Source organism: Kribbella sp. NPDC050281 (assembly GCF_040655855.1).
In the GTDB taxonomy this organism is placed as follows: domain Bacteria; phylum Actinomycetota; class Actinomycetes; order Propionibacteriales; family Kribbellaceae; genus Kribbella.
The window spans coordinates 311,533-326,818 of record NZ_JBFAKS010000001.1; the positions used below are offsets into that span (position 1 = coordinate 311,533).

Here is a 15,286-nt window from a genome sequence, read left to right on the forward strand (position 1 = left end):
TCCCCTCCGCTGGGTAGGCCCACCGGCTGGTGGGTTCGCCAACCGCACGCCATGGGTCAACCCACACTCTCGTGGGTCAACCCACGACAGGGGCCCACGCCGCCCCACGAGCGTCCCCTCCGCTGGGTAGGCCCACCGGCTGGTGGGTTCGCCAACCGCACGCCATGGGTCAACCCACACTCTCGTGGGTCAACCCACGACAGGGGCCGTCGCCGCCCCACGAGCGTCCCCTCCGATGGGTTGGCCCACCGGCCGGTGGGTTGGCCAGCCGCACGCCGTGGGTCAACCCACACTCTCGTGGGTCAACCCACGACAGGGGCCGACGCCGCCCACGAGCGTCCCCTCCGATGGGTCAACCCACGAGAGGGGCCTACCAGAGAGGGGGCTACCAAGTGACCTCGATTGTGGTGGTCTTGGAGACGCCGTTGACGGTGACGCCCAGCTGGACCGTGCCTGGGCGGATGCCGGTCACCTTGCCGGTGGCCGGGTCGTACGACGCGACGGCCCAGAACGGTGCGGTGTCGGCCGGACCGATGTGGAGGAGCGCCGAGCCGAACCAGTCGGACGACACCGGGAACGCAACCCGCACTCGGCGCTCGTCCTGGACCACCGTCGCGGCCGCCGTACCCGTCTCACCTCGGTGCAGCGTCGCAGGCGCCGCGAGCTCGAGCGAGTCCACGTGCGGTCGCAGCTCGACCTGGAACCAAGACCGCTCCGGCGCCGACCACTTCCGCTCGCCGGCCGGCGCAGCCGCGGCCTTCGGGTCGATCCCGACCAGCGCCCAGCCGGTGAAGCCACCCGCGTCCGGTGCCGCTGCCGGGCTCTTGCCCGAGTTGCCGGTCAGCGGCAGCAGTACGCCGTCCGTCCGGGTGGCGGCGAACGTCCCGGCATGCGCTGCCATGTACGCCGCTCCCTTGCCGGTCTGCGCGCGGAAGTCAGCCAGCCACTTCACCACCATCGCCGCTTCCTTGCGGTCACCGAGCTGCGAGTTGGCCGTCGGCGACGGGTCGTCGATCGGGTGGTGCGCCATCACCACGACGTTCCGGATCGACTTGTTCCGGGCCGCGTCGTCCAGTTGCGCGCGCAGGTCACGGATCTGATCGAACCCACCGGCCCGCAGCGAACCGAGCGAGGAGTCACGCAGGACGAACCGCGTGCCGTTGTGGTCGAAGGTGCTGGTCGGCGACCCGAACACCTTGGTCCACTCGGACAGGTCACCCGGTCCGTAGCTCTCGTGGTTGCCGGGCACGTAGTGGACCGGCACCTTGCCGGCCACCTCCTCGTCGATGATCTGCTTGGCCAGCGCGATGTCGTTCGGGAAGGCCCGATCGACGAAGTCACCGTTGATCACCAGGAAGTCCGGGTGCTGCGCGAGTGCCTCGCGGATCGTCCGCCGGGCCTGCTTGACGTAGTCGGAGTTCGGGTCGTCGGAGGTGAACTGCGCGTCCGACATCACCGCGAAGCGCCAGCGCCCACCGCCGGTCACCATGCCGTCCGTGACCACCATCGGGTCGATCACCTTCGCCGGTGGCGCCACGGTCACCGGCGGCGCGCTGCGAACGGTCAGGTCGTCGACGATGATCCGTCCGGAGTACTGCCGGGTCGGCACGGTCTCCACCACATAGATCCGCCAGAACCGCAGCGGCATGGCCAGACCGGGCGGGATGTCCGCCTCGACATACTTCCAGCCGGTCCAATCCACGGTGGCCGCGAGGTTCAGCGTCTGCGCGGTGCCACCGGCAGCGTCGTACGCGTTCGCCCGCAGCCACGCGCCCTTGCCGTCGCCGTAGACCCAGGCGCCGAGCTTCTGCGGCTGCCCGGGCAGCGTCTGCTGCGGCGTCTGCGAGAGGTACGCCGCTCGCGTTGCCGTACTGCCGGTCAGCGAATAGTCGAGCGCGATCGCCTGGCCGCCGTCATGCCCTTCGGCGGCGGACGCCGATGCCGTCGCCGCACCGACCGGTACGGCGTTCGCGGCCCACTTGGTCAGGTCGTCGACCTCGTCCACGACCGTGCTGCTCAGGCCGGCGGTGACGCTGAGCTGCGTGGTCAGGTCACCGACCTTGGCCGTGACCACCGTCGAGACCGCCTCGTCGCTGAGCACGTTGACCTCGAACCCATTGCCCTTGGCAACCACCTTGACGACGGCCGGGTCGTAGGTCAGCTCGACGTCCCGCGGCTCGATCCAGGTGGAGAACCCGTCGGCGTCGTACCCGTCGACCTCGAAGAACCCCTTGGCGGCGGAGTCCGCCAGCGACACCTGCCGCGTCGACGGTGCCAGGCGGGCCGGCGTACCGAGGACCGTCATGGGGAACCTCCCGTTCGCCGAACCGCGAGCCGCCGTGACCACCACCTCGCCGGCTCGCCGTCCTGTCACCACACCCTGCTGGTCGACACCGACATTGCTTCCGGCGAACCAGTACGGCGTACCTGTCGCGGGAGCATAGGTCTCGTCGTGGCCGGTGGCGGTGAGAACGCGGCTGAGGCCGGTGAGGACGCGGGAGCTGCGTGACACATCGGCGTCCGGGCCGTCGGCCGCCGTACCCAGAGCCTCGACCTGGTAGCCCGTCAGCGTGCCGGAGCCCTTCACCGGAAGGAGTCCGAGGCCGTTCGGGATCAGGCGCTCGCCGCCGTCGGACGGGTCGTTCACCACGTGCGGCCCGGCCTCTCCGGGCGAGCGGGCCAGCATCGTGGACGAGCCGCCGCCGTCCAGGTTGAGCGCATCGTCGGCACCGAGGCCGATCATCAGCTCGCCCATCTCCTTGAGCGACAGGCCGCGGGATCCGGTCGCCCGGCCATCGACGGTCAGCAGGAACATCCTGCTGCCGTCCTTGTCGAAACCGACCGCAGTGCGCGGTGCGAGGTCGGCGTCCGGTACGTCGGCGGGGACAACACCGTCCTTGGCCAACTGGTAGTTGCCGCTGATGCCGACCGCGACGTTCGCCGCATCCGGGCGCAGGCCGTACTCGACGTCGACCTTGTCGCCGACCTCGAAGGCGGTGAGGGCGTCGGCGCCCGCCTCCCGGCCGATCAGCGCCTGCTCGTTCGCGGCCAGCGGAGTGGTGCCCGGAGTGGCGGCCGAGGAGACGACCACCCCGTCGCGAAGGATCACCTCGCGTACGGTCGGCAGGCCGTCGACGGTCCGGGTCCGGGCCGCGTCACCCCACTCCGGCGTGTAGAGGCCGATGCCGCCGGAGTTGACGGCCGGCGAGTTCAGGTTGGTCAGCTCGAGCTTGGTCGCGTCGTCGTCGGTCGCACTGCCCTGCAGGAAGAGCTGCGCGATCTGGCCAAGGCCGTCCTTGCCGATCACCGCGGTGTCGTTGTGGCCGGTGGCCGGCGCGTTGATCAGCCGGCCGTCCCGCTGGACGCCGACACCGAGTGGTGCGGTGGTGTCGTTGATGTCGAAGAAGTCGCCGTTGACGCCGGCGATCGCACCCCGGCTCGCCAGCTGCTGGCTGAGCGGCGTACCGCCGGAGACCTTGCCGGTGTTGACGTAGTCGACCGTCACGCCGTGCTTGTCCAGGTCGGTGGTCAGGATGTCGCCGCGCTGCCAGCCCTTGGGGTCCAGTCGCTCGAACGACGTGTAGTTCACGCCGGGCGCGACCGGGCTGTCCTCGCGCGTCGTCAGTACGCCGTCACCGGCGATCCCGGCATCCGGGATGGGCCCGTCCGCGGTCTGCGCGTGGGACGGGCTGACGACGACACCGGCCAGCAGGCCACCCACGCCGATGGCTGTGGTCAAGGGACGGAAGAGCGACACGGGAGCCTCCCCAACGTGGACGGACGCGGCCATCCGACGCGGTGCGCTCTACCTCCACATGAGGCACAGGTGTACGCCGGTCAACCGACCGGTGACAAAGTAACGTCTCCAGCGGCTGACCGGAAGGTTTTCTTCTCTACTGATCGGATCCGTTGGTACTGACCGGGCGCCCCGACACCTGCCACGCGTGCATGCCGCCGTCCAGGTTGATCGCCTCGCGGCCGATCGAGTTCAGGAACTGGGTGGCCATCCCGGACCGTCCGCCGACCGCGCAGACGCAGAGCACCTTCTGGTCCGCCGGCACCTCGCCGACCCGCTGCTGCAGGTCGCCGAGCGGGATGTGCACGGCGCCCTCGATGTGCCCGCGGTCCCACTCGTCCGGCTCACGTACGTCGAGCACGAACGCCTCCGCCAGCAAGGTGTCGCCGAGTTCGGCCACCACGACCGAGGGGATCTGCTGATTCTGGAACATGCCTCCGATCATCCCAGACGCCGGTGACGCGATCCGGCCACGGCGGGCCGAGGCGTGGAAATCGCGTTGACACCGGCAGACCCGATTGCGGAACGTAGATCGGAGGAGGCGGCGGCGTTGGCACTGATTCAGGGCATCCCCGGCGAGTTCGGGCCGCAGCCGTGGGGCGAGGCGATCCTGCGGAACGGCGAGCTCCTGCTGCTCCGGATCACCCGCCGTCCCCCCAACCACGAGGTCCGGCTGCCGGGCCTGGCGACCACGCCGCGGCATGTGGTCGAGGACGGTACCGGCAGGGCGCTGACCTGGCGGCACGATGGCGACGACCTGCTCGTCCGCCTGCCCGAGTCCACCGAGCGCGCCGTCGTCCGGGTGTCGCTGGAGGGCAAGCTGCGGATCGTCCCGCCGGACACGGTCACGGCCAACGCGGACGGCGTCTGGGACCTCACGCCGGCTGGTACGACGGCCCACCTCGTCGCCCGCCGCTCCGCGGACGTCGCAGTCCGCGTCTTCGGCGAGGCGACCGGCGAGATCGAATTGGCGAACCAGTCGCTGCCCATCCATCACCTCGGCCGGACCATCGGTCCGTTCCAGGTGCCGGCCGGCCTCGTCGTTCCGCTGACGCTTCCGGCCGGCGTACGTCGGGTGCTCGTCGCGCCGGTCGGCACAGTACTGGCGTCGATCCACGCCTGCGGTCCGGCCGGCGAGCTGGTTGTCCGCGTCACGAACTTCGGCCGCACGGTCGCTCAGGGGGAGGTCGAGCTGGCCCTGCCCACGGGGACCTGCCGATGGACCTTCGAGGAGCTCGAGCCCGGCGGGTCGACGGGGTGGACCGCCGCGATCACCGGACGGCCGGGCGTGTACGTCCTCGAAGCCCGGCTGGACGCCGGGCGTCGCTCGGCCTCGTCGCCGTTGTCGATTCACCTGTGATGGGTTGAATTCCGGCAACGGTTCCCCTGTACTGAGGCTGATCGATCTTCCGCCCCGATCGAGGAGTCACCCATGCGCAATGCCCTGCCCAGAACCCTCCGGCTTGTGGCCGCCGGCATCCTGCTCACCGGCGGCGGCGTCGTCAGCACAGCCGCCGCAGTCTCTCCCCCATCCACACCAGCAGCCGCGACAACCGCCGTACAGGCTCCTGCGCTGCCGTCGAAGGTTCCGGCCGGTGCGCTCGACGCGACCGGCTACTGGACCGCCGAGAAGCTGAAGAACGCGATCCCGGCCGACCTGCCGGGTGACGCCGCAACCCCAGCAAAACAAAGGCCTTCCACGTCGAGTGGCGTCGCGTCGAAGCCGGTCGCCCCGCTCGGCTACAAGCTCGCGAACGATGTCGTCCCGAGTACGGCGGGCAAGCTGTTCTTCGTCGACAACGGGCTCAACTACGTGTGCTCGGCGTCCACGATCAACAACAACTACAAGAACCTGATCATCACCGCCGGCCACTGTGTCCACAGCGGGGCCGGTGGCGCGTGGCACTCGAACATCGTGTTCGCGCCGGCGTACTACAACGGCCAGTCGGGCTACGGCCTGTGGAACTGGAGCCAGGCGCGCACGTTCAACTCGTGGATGAACAGCAGCGACTTCACCCACGACCAGGCGTTCGTCACGCTGCAGCAGCGCAACGGCGCCAACCTGGTCGACGCGGTCGGCGGGAACGGACTGGTCTGGGGCAACAGCCAGAACCAGCCTGGTGCCCGGATCTGGGGTTGGCCGGCCGAGCCGCCGTACAACGGTGAGGTGCCGTACTACTGCGACGGCGACACGTTCGCGTGGGGCGGCTCCGACGCCGCTCTCACCTGCTCGATGAACGGTGGCGCGAGCGGAGGTCCGTGGCTGAAGGATCGGATCGACGCGAACCTCGGCTACGTGTTCGCGGTGACGTCGCGTCGGACGACCAGCGGTACGCCGACGTTGCTGTCGACCCCGAACTCGGCCGACGTGAAGACGATGTTCGACCTGATGACGACGTAGCAGCTATTTCAGGAACTTGACTGCTATTTCAAGAGCTTGGACAGGCGGCGGTCGGCCAGCGGCTTGCCGCCTGTCTGGCAGGTGGCGCAGTACTGCAGCGCGGAGTCGGCGAAGCTCACCTCGCGGACGATGTCACCGCAGATCGGGCACTTCTGGCCCTTACGGCCGTGCACCCGCAGGCCGGACTTCTTCTCCGACTTCAGGTCCTGGACCGCGAGCCCGGCGGACCGGTCGACGGCGTCCTGGAGGGTTTCGCGCATCGCGTCGTACAGGGTCTTCAGCTCGTCCTCGGACAGATTCGAGGCGGGTTTGAACGGGCTCATCTTCGCGACGTGCAGGATCTCGTCGGAGTAGGCGTTGCCGATGCCGGCGATGACCGACTGGTTCCGCAGGACGCCCTTGAGCTGGACCCTGCCCTGGCGCTTGAGGATGTCGCTGAAGTCGGCCGGTGACAGGGTGAACGGATCCGGCCCGAGCCGCGCGATCCCGGGGACCTCGGCCGGGTCGCGGACGACGTACACCGCGAGCTTCTTCTGCGTGCCGGCCTCGGTCAGGTCGAACCCTGAGCCGTCGTCCAGCACCGTCCGCAGCGCGATCGGCCCCTTCCCCGGCCGCACCAGCCCGGTCGACTGCTCCTCCCGCCATCGCAGCCAGCCGGCGCGCGCCAGGTGGATCACCAGGTGCACACCCTGAGCCGAGATGTCCAGGAACTTCCCGTGCCGCTGGACGTCGTCGATCAGCAGCCCGACCAGCGACGAGATCGGCGGATCGTACGTCTTCAACGCACTGATCGCGGTGATGTCCGCACGCACGAACGCCCGGCCGACGGCTCGCTCCCGCAGGAACACCGCTAGCGACTCCACCTCCGGCAACTCTGGCACCGTCCCAGTGTGCCGCAAGCCAGGGACAGTTTCCCGGGGTTCTCCGGTGAATCACCTATTGGAGACGCTTGCTTCGGGCGGCTACCGTCAGTGGCAACAGAGTAGGGAGGCCCTCATGGGGTTCGTGAAGACGTTGGTGAAGGGTGCCGTCGTCGCCAAGCTGGCCCAGATCGCCCAGCGTGAGCTGAGCAAGCCGGAGAACCAGCGGAAGATCAAGGAAGCGTTCCAGAAGATGCAGCAGCGGCGGGCGCAGTAGGCAGGCTTGTGGGCCTGGAGGGTGTAGGTGGCGGGGAGCCAGTTCGGATTCTCCGCCAGACACCGCTCTCCGGCCTGGTCCTCGGTCACCAGGCCGAGGAGGCCACTTCAGCGCGCCCATCCCCGGGGTAGGTGAAAGTCCACCCCTAGGGGAGGGGGCAGGGTGAGTGTGTCCGGGGGCTCGGGTTGGTGTGCTGGAGCACATGAGCCAGGGACTCGATCGGACGCGGATCCAGGACATCGACGCGCTGCGTGGTTTCGCCCTGCTGGGCATCTTGATCGTGAACATCACCTTCGCCGCCTCGGGCTTCCCGATCCACCTGGCCGAGGATCCGGCGTACCACTCCTGGCTGGATCAGGCGGTGCACTGGTTGTCGACGGCGTTCGTCGACATGAAGTTCTATCTGCTGTTCTCGTTCCTGTTCGGATACAGCTTCCAGCTGCAGCTGGTGGCGGCGCAGAAGGCCGGCGCCGCGTTCAAGCCGCGGATGCTGCGGCGACTCGGCGGCCTGTTCGTGATCGGGACGCTGCACGGGATCTTCCTGATCACCGGTGACATCCTCAGCGTGTACGCGCTGATCGGTCTGGTCCTGCTGGGCATGCGGCGAGTGTCGGACCGGACGGCGCTGATCGTCGCCGGCTCCATCTACGCCTACATGTTCATCACCCTGGGTGCAGCAACGCTGTTCATGGACGCGTCGGCTGTCATCGACCCGACCACGGCCGTCGCCTCGGCACAGCAGACCGCGGCCAACCTGGCCGGCTCGTTCAGCGATGTCATCGGCGAGCATGTCCGGGCCATGCCGACGTACGGCCTGTCGCTGCTGACTGTGCAAGGCCCGACGACTCTGGCCGCATTCCTGATCGGCATGGTGCTCGGCCGCCGGCGGATGCTCGCGAACCTCACCGGCACCGAGGCAGTACTGCGGCTGATTCAACTGCTCGGCTTCACCATCGGCATCACCGGCGGGATCGTCTACGCGTCCGCGGGTGGGAACGGCGACACCGGCGCCGTACTGGCCAGCGCGCTGACCGCGCCCTTCCTCACCGCGGCGTACGTCGCAACGCTGCTCAGGGTCATGCACTCCGACCTAGGGCAGGACGTCCGCCGATTGCTGGCACCGGCCGGGCGGATGGCACTGTCCAACTACCTGGGTCAGTCGGTCGCGACGGTGCTGATCTTCACCGGCGTCGGACTGGGTCTCGTCGGGCAGGTGTCGCCGCTCGCGACCATGGGCATCGCGGTGGCGATCTTCGCCGTACAAGTGGTGCTGAGCCACCTCTGGTTGAACCGCTACGGCTACGGACCCGTGGAAGGCGTACTGCGGGCGATCACCAACGCCACCGCGCCGACCTGGCGGCGCCAGCTCAGCAGGGTTTGATCAAAGTAGGCGGGGTTTGATCAAACAGAAGGCCCGCCGGGAAGTCCCGGCGGGCCTTTCTGATGTATCGGTCAGGCCGCGTGGCGGCCGTGGTGCGTGGTGAGACGGGTCCGGCGGATCGTGTGCACGGAGCCGGCGGTCGTCACGGGCTTGTGGTTGAAGGGTTCGGCCTTGCTGCCGAGGGCGAGCAGGTCGAGCTTGGTCCGGGCCAGGTCGCGGTCGTCAGCAACCCAGGAACCGTCCGGACCGGTGGACAGACCGGTCGAGTGGCGCCTGTTGCTGAACTCCAGAGCCGCGATCACGGCCAGCACGAGTACTACGAAAACGATGTATCCGGTCATGGCAGTAATCATGCTACCAACTAGATCCAGCCACCATTGGCACTATTGACATAGTTCCACAAATTACTGCCATACTGGTTCCATGCTGGAAAAGATCGCGGTCGTCCTGATGGAAGACGTCGCCATGTTCGAGTTCGGGGTGGTGTCGGAGGTGTTCGGCCTCGACCGGACCGATGACGGTGTGCCCGCGTTCGACTTCAAGGTGTGCTCGACCACGCCCGGCCAGCCGCTGCGGAGCAGCAGTCACTCCGCGGTGATCGCGCCGTACGGGCTGGAGGAGCTCGAGGACGCCGACCTGGTCGCGCTGCCGGCGACGACCTGGCGGGAGGAGTACGACGAGCGCATTCTCGAGGCGCTGCGGCGGGCCGAGGCCCGCGGGGCGATCCTGCTGACGGTCTGCTCGGGCGCGTTCGTGCTCGGCAAGGCGGGCCTGCTGGACGGGCGGCCGTGTACGACGCACTGGCGCTACGAGAAGAAGTTCCAGGAGCAGTTCCCGCTGGCGAAGCTGGATGCGGACGTGCTGTTCGTCGACGACGGCAACATCATCACCAGCGCCGGCACCGCGGCCGGGATCGACGCCTGCCTGCACCTGGTCCGCCGTGAGCTCGGCAGCGCGGTCGCGACCCGGATCGCCCGCCGGATGGTCGTCCCACCCCAGCGCGACGGCGGCCAGCGGCAGTACGTCGACGTCCCGGTGCCGGAGTCGTCGAGCGAGAGCATGCAGCCGGTGCTCGACTGGATGGTCGACAACCTGACCATCGAGCACACCGTGCCCGCGCTGGCCCGCCGCGCCCAGATGTCCGAGCGCACGTTCGCCCGCCGCTTCGTCGCCGAGACAGGCACCACGCCGCTCAAGTGGGTCACCACCCAGCGCGTCCTCCGCGCCCGCACCCTGCTCGAGCAGACCCGGATGGGCATCGAGCAGATCGCCTCCGAGTCAGGATTCGGGACGGCAGCCTTGCTCCGCCACCATTTCCGTAGGGTGGTGGGCGTGCCACCACAGGACTATCGCCGTACGTTCCAGACCGCCAGCTGATGCTCACCTACCGCGCCGCGGTCGCTGCCGATGCCGACGACGTGATGGCCTTCTGGGCCGTCGCCGCCGAGGACTCCCACCGCCCGCCGGACTCACCCGAGGCCGTGCTGCGGTTGATCGCCCGTGACCCCGAGGCGCTGATCCTGGCCGTGGACGACGACACGGTCGTCGGCTCGATCATCGTCGGCTGGGACGGCTGGCGCTGCCACCTGTACCGCCTCGCGGTCGCCCCGACCCACCGCCGCCAAGGCATCGGACGGGAGCTTGTCGCGAGGGCCGAGGCCCGGTTCGCGGCGTACGGCGGGACGCGAGCGGACGCGATGGTGCTCGACGACAACGCCCAGGCACACGGTGTCTGGTCGACCGCCGGGTACGCGCCGCAGCCCGAGTGGTCCCGCTGGGTCAAGCCGCTCTCGAATACTTGACATCGGACACCCTCGGACTAATACTCGATTTCGAGTAATTGAGATCGAGGAGGGCCCGATGGCCAAGCGGAAGGTCGGGAATCCCCTGGCGTTCGCCGTGCTCGGGAGTCTGGGCGAGCGGCCGATGCACCCGTACGAGATCTCCACGATGCTCCGGGCCCGCGGCAAGGACCAGAGCATCAAGATGAACTACGGCTCGCTCTACTCGGTCGTCGCGGCGCTGGAGAAGAACGGTTTCATCGAGGCACTGGAGACGGTCCGGGAGGGCAATCGGCCGGAGCGGACGGTGTACCAGATCACCGGCACCGGGCAGGCCGAGTTCGACGACTGGCTGACCGAGCTGGTCGGCACGGCCACCCGCGAGTTCCATCCCCTCGAGGCCGGCCTGGCGTACCTGCCGGGCCTGCGACCCGACCGCGCGGCCGAGCTGCTGGAGCAGCGCGCCAGGGCGATCGACGCGGACATCGAGGAGACGACCGCACTGCACGAGCAGATGGAGTCGATCGACTTCCCGCGCATCTTCTGGGTCGAGTCGGAGTTCCGGCTCGCGCTGCTCAAGGCCGAGTCGGAGTACGTGCACCAGCTCGCCGAGGAGATCCGCACCGACACGCTGGGCGGCTCCGCCTTCTGGCGCAAGGCCTGGAAGCTCTTCGAGGAGGACGGCATCACCCCGGCCGAGCAGCTCAAGGACCCGGTCAAGTACTTCGGGACCGAGTTCGAGTGGATGCGGGCGATGCCACCGGAAGCGCAGTAACAGTACGAGACGGCCCCCGACCCACGGTGCGGCAACACCAGGGTCAAGGGCCGCAGTTCCTCGAGTCGGTCCGAAGACCTGGCACCCAAGGCGCAACCATCAGGATAGCCAGCAGCGGACCGGCTCCCATCACCCACAAGGGAGTCACCACATGGTTACGCATGCCCTCGAGGCGGTCGACCTGGTCAAGACGTACCCGGCCGGGCGCAAGAAGCCTCCGCTGCGCGCACTGGACGGGCTGACGTTCAGCGTCCCGGAAGGCATCGTCCTCGGCCTTCTCGGCCCGAACGGCGCCGGCAAGTCCACCACCGTCAAGATCCTCACCACGCTGTCCCGCGCCGACTCCGGTACGGCGCGGGTCGCCGGGTACGACGTCGGCGGCGAGCAGGACCAGGTCCGTCGCGCGATCGGGTACGTACCGCAGAAGTCCAGCTCGGACCCGATGGCCACCGGCGTCGAGAACCTCGTGCTCGGCGGCCGGATCTACGGCCTGTCCCGGACGGACGCCGTCCGCCGGGCCGCGGAACTGCTCGAGCGGTTCGGGCTGACCGAGTTCGGCGATCGTCAGGTCAAGACGTACTCCGGCGGCATGCAACGCAAGCTGGACGTCGCGCTCGGGCTGGTGCACCGGCCGCGGGTGCTGTTCCTGGACGAGCCGACCACCGGTCTCGATCCCGAGGCCCGCGCCGATCTGTGGAACGAGGTCGGCCGGCTGTCCGGCGACGAAGGCCTGACGGTGTTGCTCACCACCCACTACCTCGAAGAGGCGGACCGGCTGGCCGGTCAGCTCGCCATCGTCGACCACGGCAAGATCGTTGCCGAGGGCACCCCGGAGGCGCTGAAGGCGGAGCTGCGCGGCGACTCGGTGCACGTCGAGCTGGTCGACCCGGATCTCGACGGCAGCGTCCGCGCGCTGCTCAGCGGGCTCGCCGGCATCGGCGAGATCGTTGTCGAGGGCAACGCCCTGCGCGCCCGGGTGGACCGAGGTGCGACCGCGGTTCCCGCCGTCCTGGGAGCCCTTGAAGACAAGGCGATTCCGGTCGCCGCGGTGACCGTGTCCCGGCCGTCGCTCGACGACGTGTACCTGCAGTACACGGGACGATCGTTCCATGCGGTGGAAGAGGAGGCTGCGTGATGTCGACTGCAGTTCCGGGATTCACGGCGCACACTCGCTTCATCACCGGCCGGTGGCTGCGGGCACAGTACCGGCAGCCGGCGTTGATCGCGTTCACCCTGGTCCAGCCGGCGATCTGGCTGCTGTTGTTCGGGCAGCTGTTCAAGGGCGTAGTGAACATCCCGGGCTTCAGCGACTCGTCGTACATCGCGTTCCTGACGCCTGGGATCGTGATGATGACCGCGCTCATGACGAGCGGCTGGAGCGGTACGACGTTCATCGCGGACATGGAGCGCGGCGTGATGGACCGGATGCTCGCCTCGCCGGTCAGCCGTGGCGGCCTGATGGCCGGTCAGCTGATCAGCAACGCGACCACGACGCTGATCCAGACCATCCTGGTGTTCGCGATCGGTATGGCCGCGGGCGCTCGGTACGACGGCGGCCCGGCCGGCTACCTGGTCACGATCGGGGTGTCGATGCTGGTCGGGATCGGGTTCGGCTCGCTGTCCAATGCGGTGGCGCTGCTGACGCGGCAGCAGGAGGCGCTGATCGGGATCTCGCAGTTCGTCTCGCTGCCGCTGACGTTCATGTCGTCGATCATGATCGACCCGGCGGTCGCCCCGCACTGGGTGAACGTCGCGGCGAAGTTCAACCCGGTCGACTGGGCCGCGATCGCCGCCCGCCAGGCTCTGGCGGCCGACCCGGACTGGTCGTCGGTCCTGGGCCACTCCGGGCTTCTGCTCGCCTTCACCCTGTTCGTCGGCTGGCTGTCGACGCGCGCATTCCGTACCTACCAGCGCTCGGTGTGAGCATGATCGGTGCATGAGAGCAGTCGTGGTCCACGGACCGGGTGACGTACGGGTCGAGGAACGGCCCGATCCGTCACCCGGTCCCGGCGATGTTCTGGTGGCGATGGAGTGGGGCGGGGTGTGCGGGAGCGACATCTCGTACGCGCTGCACGGCGCGTCCGGGACCGCCGTACTGCGCCATCCCTTGGTGCTCGGGCATGAGGTCGCCGGGCGGGTCGCCGTCCTGGGTGAAGGAGTGACGTCGTACGCCGTTGGTGATGCGGTGACTGTGCATCCGGCGACTCCGTCGGACGAGCCGCTGCCCGCACGGTTGATGGGGCGGACGAACCTGCACCGTGAGGTCCGGTATCTGGGATCCGCCGCCTTCGATCCACATGTCGACGGCGGCTTCTCGACGTACAAGGTGGTGCGGGCCTCGCAACTGCGCTTGCTCCCGGCCGGCGTTTCCACTCAGCTCGGCGCGTTGGCCGAGCCGCTGGGTGTGGCGTTGCATGCGGTCGGGCGGCTCGGTCCGCTGGACGACCGCGAGGTGCTGGTGAATGGCGCCGGGTCGATCGGGTGCCTGGTGGTTGCGGCTTTGAAGGCCCGCGGCGCGGGCCGGGTGGTCGCGGCGGATGTGAGCGTGGCGGCGCTGGACCAAGCGCGGATGTTGGGCGCCGACGACGTGTTCTCCTCGACCGAGCTGCCCGAGGACGTCGAGCTCGTTGTCGAGGCATCCGGCGTACCCGATGCCCTCGGTCCACTCCTGCGCGCGACCGCCCGCGGTGGGACCGTCGTGCAGGTCGGAAATCTGCCGATCGCCCCGACCCCGGCCGTACTGGCCGACCTCGTCACCCGCGAGATCACCTGGACCGGCTCCTACCGCTTCGTCGACGAGATCACCGAGGCGGTCGAGCTACTTGCCAAGGGCATCGATCTGTCGCCGCTCATCGCAGGTACTGCCGACCTGGACGACGCTCCCGCGGCGATCCGGGCGGCCGGATCCACCGCGGGCAAGCTGCTACTTCACCTCGGCTAGGGCGTCGGCGTACCAGGGCTTGATGATCTGGTCGATGATCGCGAGGCGTTCGTCGAAGGGGAGGAACGCGGACTTCATCGCGTTGATGGCGAACCAGCGGAAGTCGGCCAGGCCGTAGTCGAAGGCCTCGGCGAGCAGGGTCAGTTCGCGGCTCATCGATGTACCGCTCATCAGGCGGTTGTCGGTGTTGACCGTGACCCGGAACCGGAGTTTGGCGAGCAGGCCGATCGGGTGGTCGGCGATCGACTCGGCCGCGCCGGTCTGCAGGTTCGAGCTCGGGCACATCTCCAGCGGGATCCGCCGGTCCCGCACGTACGCCGCCAGCAGGCCGAGGTCAGCCTTGCCGGTGTCCGGGTCGTAGTTGATGTCGTCGATGATCCGGACGCCGTGGCCCAGCCGGTCGGCGCCGCACCACTGGATCGCCTGCCAGATCGACGGCAGGCCGAACGCCTCGCCGGCGTGGATGGTGAAGTGCGCGTTCTCCCGCTGCAGGTACTCGAACGCGTCCAGGTGGCGGGTGGGCGGGTAGCCGGCCTCGGCGCCGGCGATGTCGAACCCGACCACCCCGTCATCGCGGTACGCCACCGCGAGCTGGGCGATCTCCATCGAACGGGCCTTGTGCCGCATGGCGGTCAGCAACTGGCGCGCGACGATCGGCCGCTCCGCCGTCGCCATGCCATGCTCGAAACCCTCGCGGACCGCGTCGACGACGTCCTCCAGCGACAGCCCGCCGTTCAGGTGCTGCTCCGGCGCGTACCGCACCTCGGCGTACACCACGCCGTCCGCAGCGAGGTCCTGCACACACTCGCTCGCCACGCGCTTGATCGCCTCGGCGTTCTGCATCACCGCGACTGTGTGGTCGAAGGTCTCCAGGTACCGCTCCAGCGACCCCGAGTCCGCCGACTCGACGAACCACTCCCCGAGCTCCCCGGCATCGGACCGCGGCAGCACATGCCCGATCTCCTTCGCCAGCTCCAGCACCGTCTCCGGCCGCACCCCACCATCCAGGTGGTCGTGCAGAAGAACCTTCGGCGCCGCGCTCAACTGCTCGGGAGTAATCATGCCGCCATGGTG

Annotated in this window: 15 protein-coding genes; 10 read left to right on the forward strand and 5 right to left on the reverse strand. The window is 68.8% G+C overall.

What is annotated here, in order from left to right; all coding sequences use genetic code 11:
• Positions 1-385: 385 nt before the first annotated feature.
• Both AB0I34_RS01610 and AB0I34_RS01615 read right to left on the reverse strand, forming a co-directional pair.
• A complete protein-coding gene (locus tag AB0I34_RS01610; RefSeq protein ID WP_360437604.1) occupies positions 386-3,757 on the reverse strand; it encodes a phosphodiester glycosidase family protein in 3,372 nt (1,123 codons plus the stop codon).
• Positions 3,758-3,893: 136 nt separating this feature from the next.
• A complete protein-coding gene (locus AB0I34_RS01615; RefSeq protein WP_360437607.1) occupies positions 3,894-4,229 on the reverse strand; it encodes a rhodanese-like domain-containing protein in 336 nt (111 codons plus the stop codon).
• A 117-nt stretch (positions 4,230-4,346) separates the two neighbouring features.
• On the opposite strand from AB0I34_RS01615, the gene AB0I34_RS01620 reads away from it, so the two are divergent.
• Together AB0I34_RS01620 and AB0I34_RS01625 are read left to right on the forward strand one after the other, a co-directional pair.
• Positions 4,347-5,156, forward strand: a complete 810-nt coding sequence (locus AB0I34_RS01620) for a hypothetical protein (RefSeq protein WP_360437610.1) — start codon at positions 4,347-4,349, stop codon at positions 5,154-5,156.
• A gap of 72 nt (positions 5,157-5,228) precedes the next feature.
• Entirely contained in the window at positions 5,229-6,197 is a 969-nt protein-coding gene (locus AB0I34_RS01625) for a hypothetical protein (RefSeq protein WP_360437612.1), read from the forward strand.
• A 23-nt stretch (positions 6,198-6,220) separates the two neighbouring features.
• Here the strand turns inward: AB0I34_RS01625 and AB0I34_RS01630 are convergent, their stop codons facing one another.
• Positions 6,221-7,078: a DNA-formamidopyrimidine glycosylase family protein gene (locus tag AB0I34_RS01630; RefSeq protein ID WP_360437615.1), complete on the reverse strand. Its 858-nt coding sequence runs from the start codon at positions 7,076-7,078 to the stop codon at positions 6,221-6,223.
• Positions 7,079-7,193: 115 nt separating this feature from the next.
• Here AB0I34_RS01630 and AB0I34_RS01635 point away from each other — a divergent pair, with 115 nt between their 5' ends.
• Together AB0I34_RS01635 and AB0I34_RS01640 are read left to right on the forward strand one after the other, a co-directional pair.
• Positions 7,194-7,334, forward strand: a complete 141-nt coding sequence (locus AB0I34_RS01635) for a hypothetical protein (protein WP_360437618.1) — start codon at positions 7,194-7,196, stop codon at positions 7,332-7,334.
• A gap of 202 nt (positions 7,335-7,536) precedes the next feature.
• Positions 7,537-8,715, forward strand: coding sequence for a DUF418 domain-containing protein (locus tag AB0I34_RS01640; protein WP_360437620.1), 1,179 nt, complete (start codon positions 7,537-7,539; stop codon positions 8,713-8,715).
• Positions 8,716-8,786: 71 nt separating this feature from the next.
• On the opposite strand, the gene AB0I34_RS01645 is transcribed toward AB0I34_RS01640, so the two are convergent.
• Positions 8,787-9,056, reverse strand: a complete 270-nt coding sequence (locus tag AB0I34_RS01645) for a hypothetical protein (protein WP_360437623.1) — start codon at positions 9,054-9,056, stop codon at positions 8,787-8,789.
• Between the two features lie 82 nt (positions 9,057-9,138).
• On the opposite strand from AB0I34_RS01645, the gene AB0I34_RS01650 reads away from it, so the two are divergent.
• The 6 genes from AB0I34_RS01650 (at position 9,139) to AB0I34_RS01675 (ending at position 14,212) form a co-directional block, all read left to right on the forward strand.
• Positions 9,139-10,092, forward strand: a complete 954-nt coding sequence (locus AB0I34_RS01650; RefSeq protein ID WP_360437626.1) for a helix-turn-helix domain-containing protein — start codon at positions 9,139-9,141, stop codon at positions 10,090-10,092.
• Positions 10,092-10,517, forward strand: coding sequence for a GNAT family N-acetyltransferase (locus AB0I34_RS01655; RefSeq protein WP_360437629.1), 426 nt, complete (start codon positions 10,092-10,094; stop codon positions 10,515-10,517). Before AB0I34_RS01650 ends, AB0I34_RS01655 begins: the two co-directional genes overlap by 1 nt.
• Positions 10,518-10,575: 58 nt before the next feature.
• The gene (locus AB0I34_RS01660) at positions 10,576-11,271 is read left to right on the forward strand and encodes a PadR family transcriptional regulator (RefSeq protein WP_360437632.1); all 696 of its coding nucleotides are present in this window, start codon (positions 10,576-10,578) and stop codon (positions 11,269-11,271) included.
• 151 nt (positions 11,272-11,422) lie between these two features.
• A complete protein-coding gene (locus tag AB0I34_RS01665; protein WP_360437635.1) occupies positions 11,423-12,406 on the forward strand; it encodes an ATP-binding cassette domain-containing protein in 984 nt (327 codons plus the stop codon).
• On the forward strand, positions 12,406-13,194 hold the full coding sequence (locus tag AB0I34_RS01670) for an ABC transporter permease (RefSeq protein WP_360437638.1): 789 nt from the start codon (positions 12,406-12,408) through the stop codon (positions 13,192-13,194). The genes AB0I34_RS01665 and AB0I34_RS01670 overlap by 1 nt, the downstream gene beginning before the upstream one ends.
• 13 nt (positions 13,195-13,207) lie before the next feature.
• Complete coding sequence (locus AB0I34_RS01675) at positions 13,208-14,212, forward strand: L-idonate 5-dehydrogenase (RefSeq protein WP_360437641.1); 1,005 nt, start codon at positions 13,208-13,210, stop codon at positions 14,210-14,212.
• Here AB0I34_RS01675 and AB0I34_RS01680 read toward each other — a convergent pair.
• Positions 14,195-15,274, reverse strand: coding sequence for an adenosine deaminase (locus tag AB0I34_RS01680; RefSeq protein WP_360437644.1), 1,080 nt, complete (start codon positions 15,272-15,274; stop codon positions 14,195-14,197). The two genes, AB0I34_RS01675 and AB0I34_RS01680, sit on opposite strands and share 18 nt — an antisense overlap.
• Positions 15,275-15,286: the final 12 nt, after the last annotated feature.

Bases quoted from the DNA above. Each gene is read 5' to 3' on its own strand.
- AB0I34_RS01660 (WP_360437632.1), top strand. From the start codon at position 10,576: ATGGCCAAGCGGAAGGTCGGGAATCCCCTGGCGTTCGCCGTGCTCGGG.
- AB0I34_RS01635 (WP_360437618.1), top strand. From the start codon at position 7,194: ATGGGGTTCGTGAAGACGTTGGTGAAGGGTGCCGTCGTCGCCAAGCTG.
- AB0I34_RS01645 (WP_360437623.1), bottom strand. From the start codon at position 9,056: ATGACCGGATACATCGTTTTCGTAGTACTCGTGCTGGCCGTGATCGCG.
- AB0I34_RS01650 (WP_360437626.1), top strand. From the start codon at position 9,139: ATGCTGGAAAAGATCGCGGTCGTCCTGATGGAAGACGTCGCCATGTTC.
- AB0I34_RS01665 (WP_360437635.1), top strand. From the start codon at position 11,423: ATGGTTACGCATGCCCTCGAGGCGGTCGACCTGGTCAAGACGTACCCG.
- AB0I34_RS01615 (WP_360437607.1), bottom strand. From the start codon at position 4,229: ATGTTCCAGAATCAGCAGATCCCCTCGGTCGTGGTGGCCGAACTCGGC.
- AB0I34_RS01670 (WP_360437638.1), top strand. From the start codon at position 12,406: ATGTCGACTGCAGTTCCGGGATTCACGGCGCACACTCGCTTCATCACC.
- AB0I34_RS01625 (WP_360437612.1), top strand. From the start codon at position 5,229: ATGCGCAATGCCCTGCCCAGAACCCTCCGGCTTGTGGCCGCCGGCATC.
- AB0I34_RS01680 (WP_360437644.1), bottom strand. From the start codon at position 15,274: ATGATTACTCCCGAGCAGTTGAGCGCGGCGCCGAAGGTTCTTCTGCAC.
- AB0I34_RS01640 (WP_360437620.1), top strand. From the start codon at position 7,537: ATGAGCCAGGGACTCGATCGGACGCGGATCCAGGACATCGACGCGCTG.
- AB0I34_RS01655 (WP_360437629.1), top strand. From the start codon at position 10,092: ATGCTCACCTACCGCGCCGCGGTCGCTGCCGATGCCGACGACGTGATG.
- AB0I34_RS01675 (WP_360437641.1), top strand. From the start codon at position 13,208: ATGAGAGCAGTCGTGGTCCACGGACCGGGTGACGTACGGGTCGAGGAA.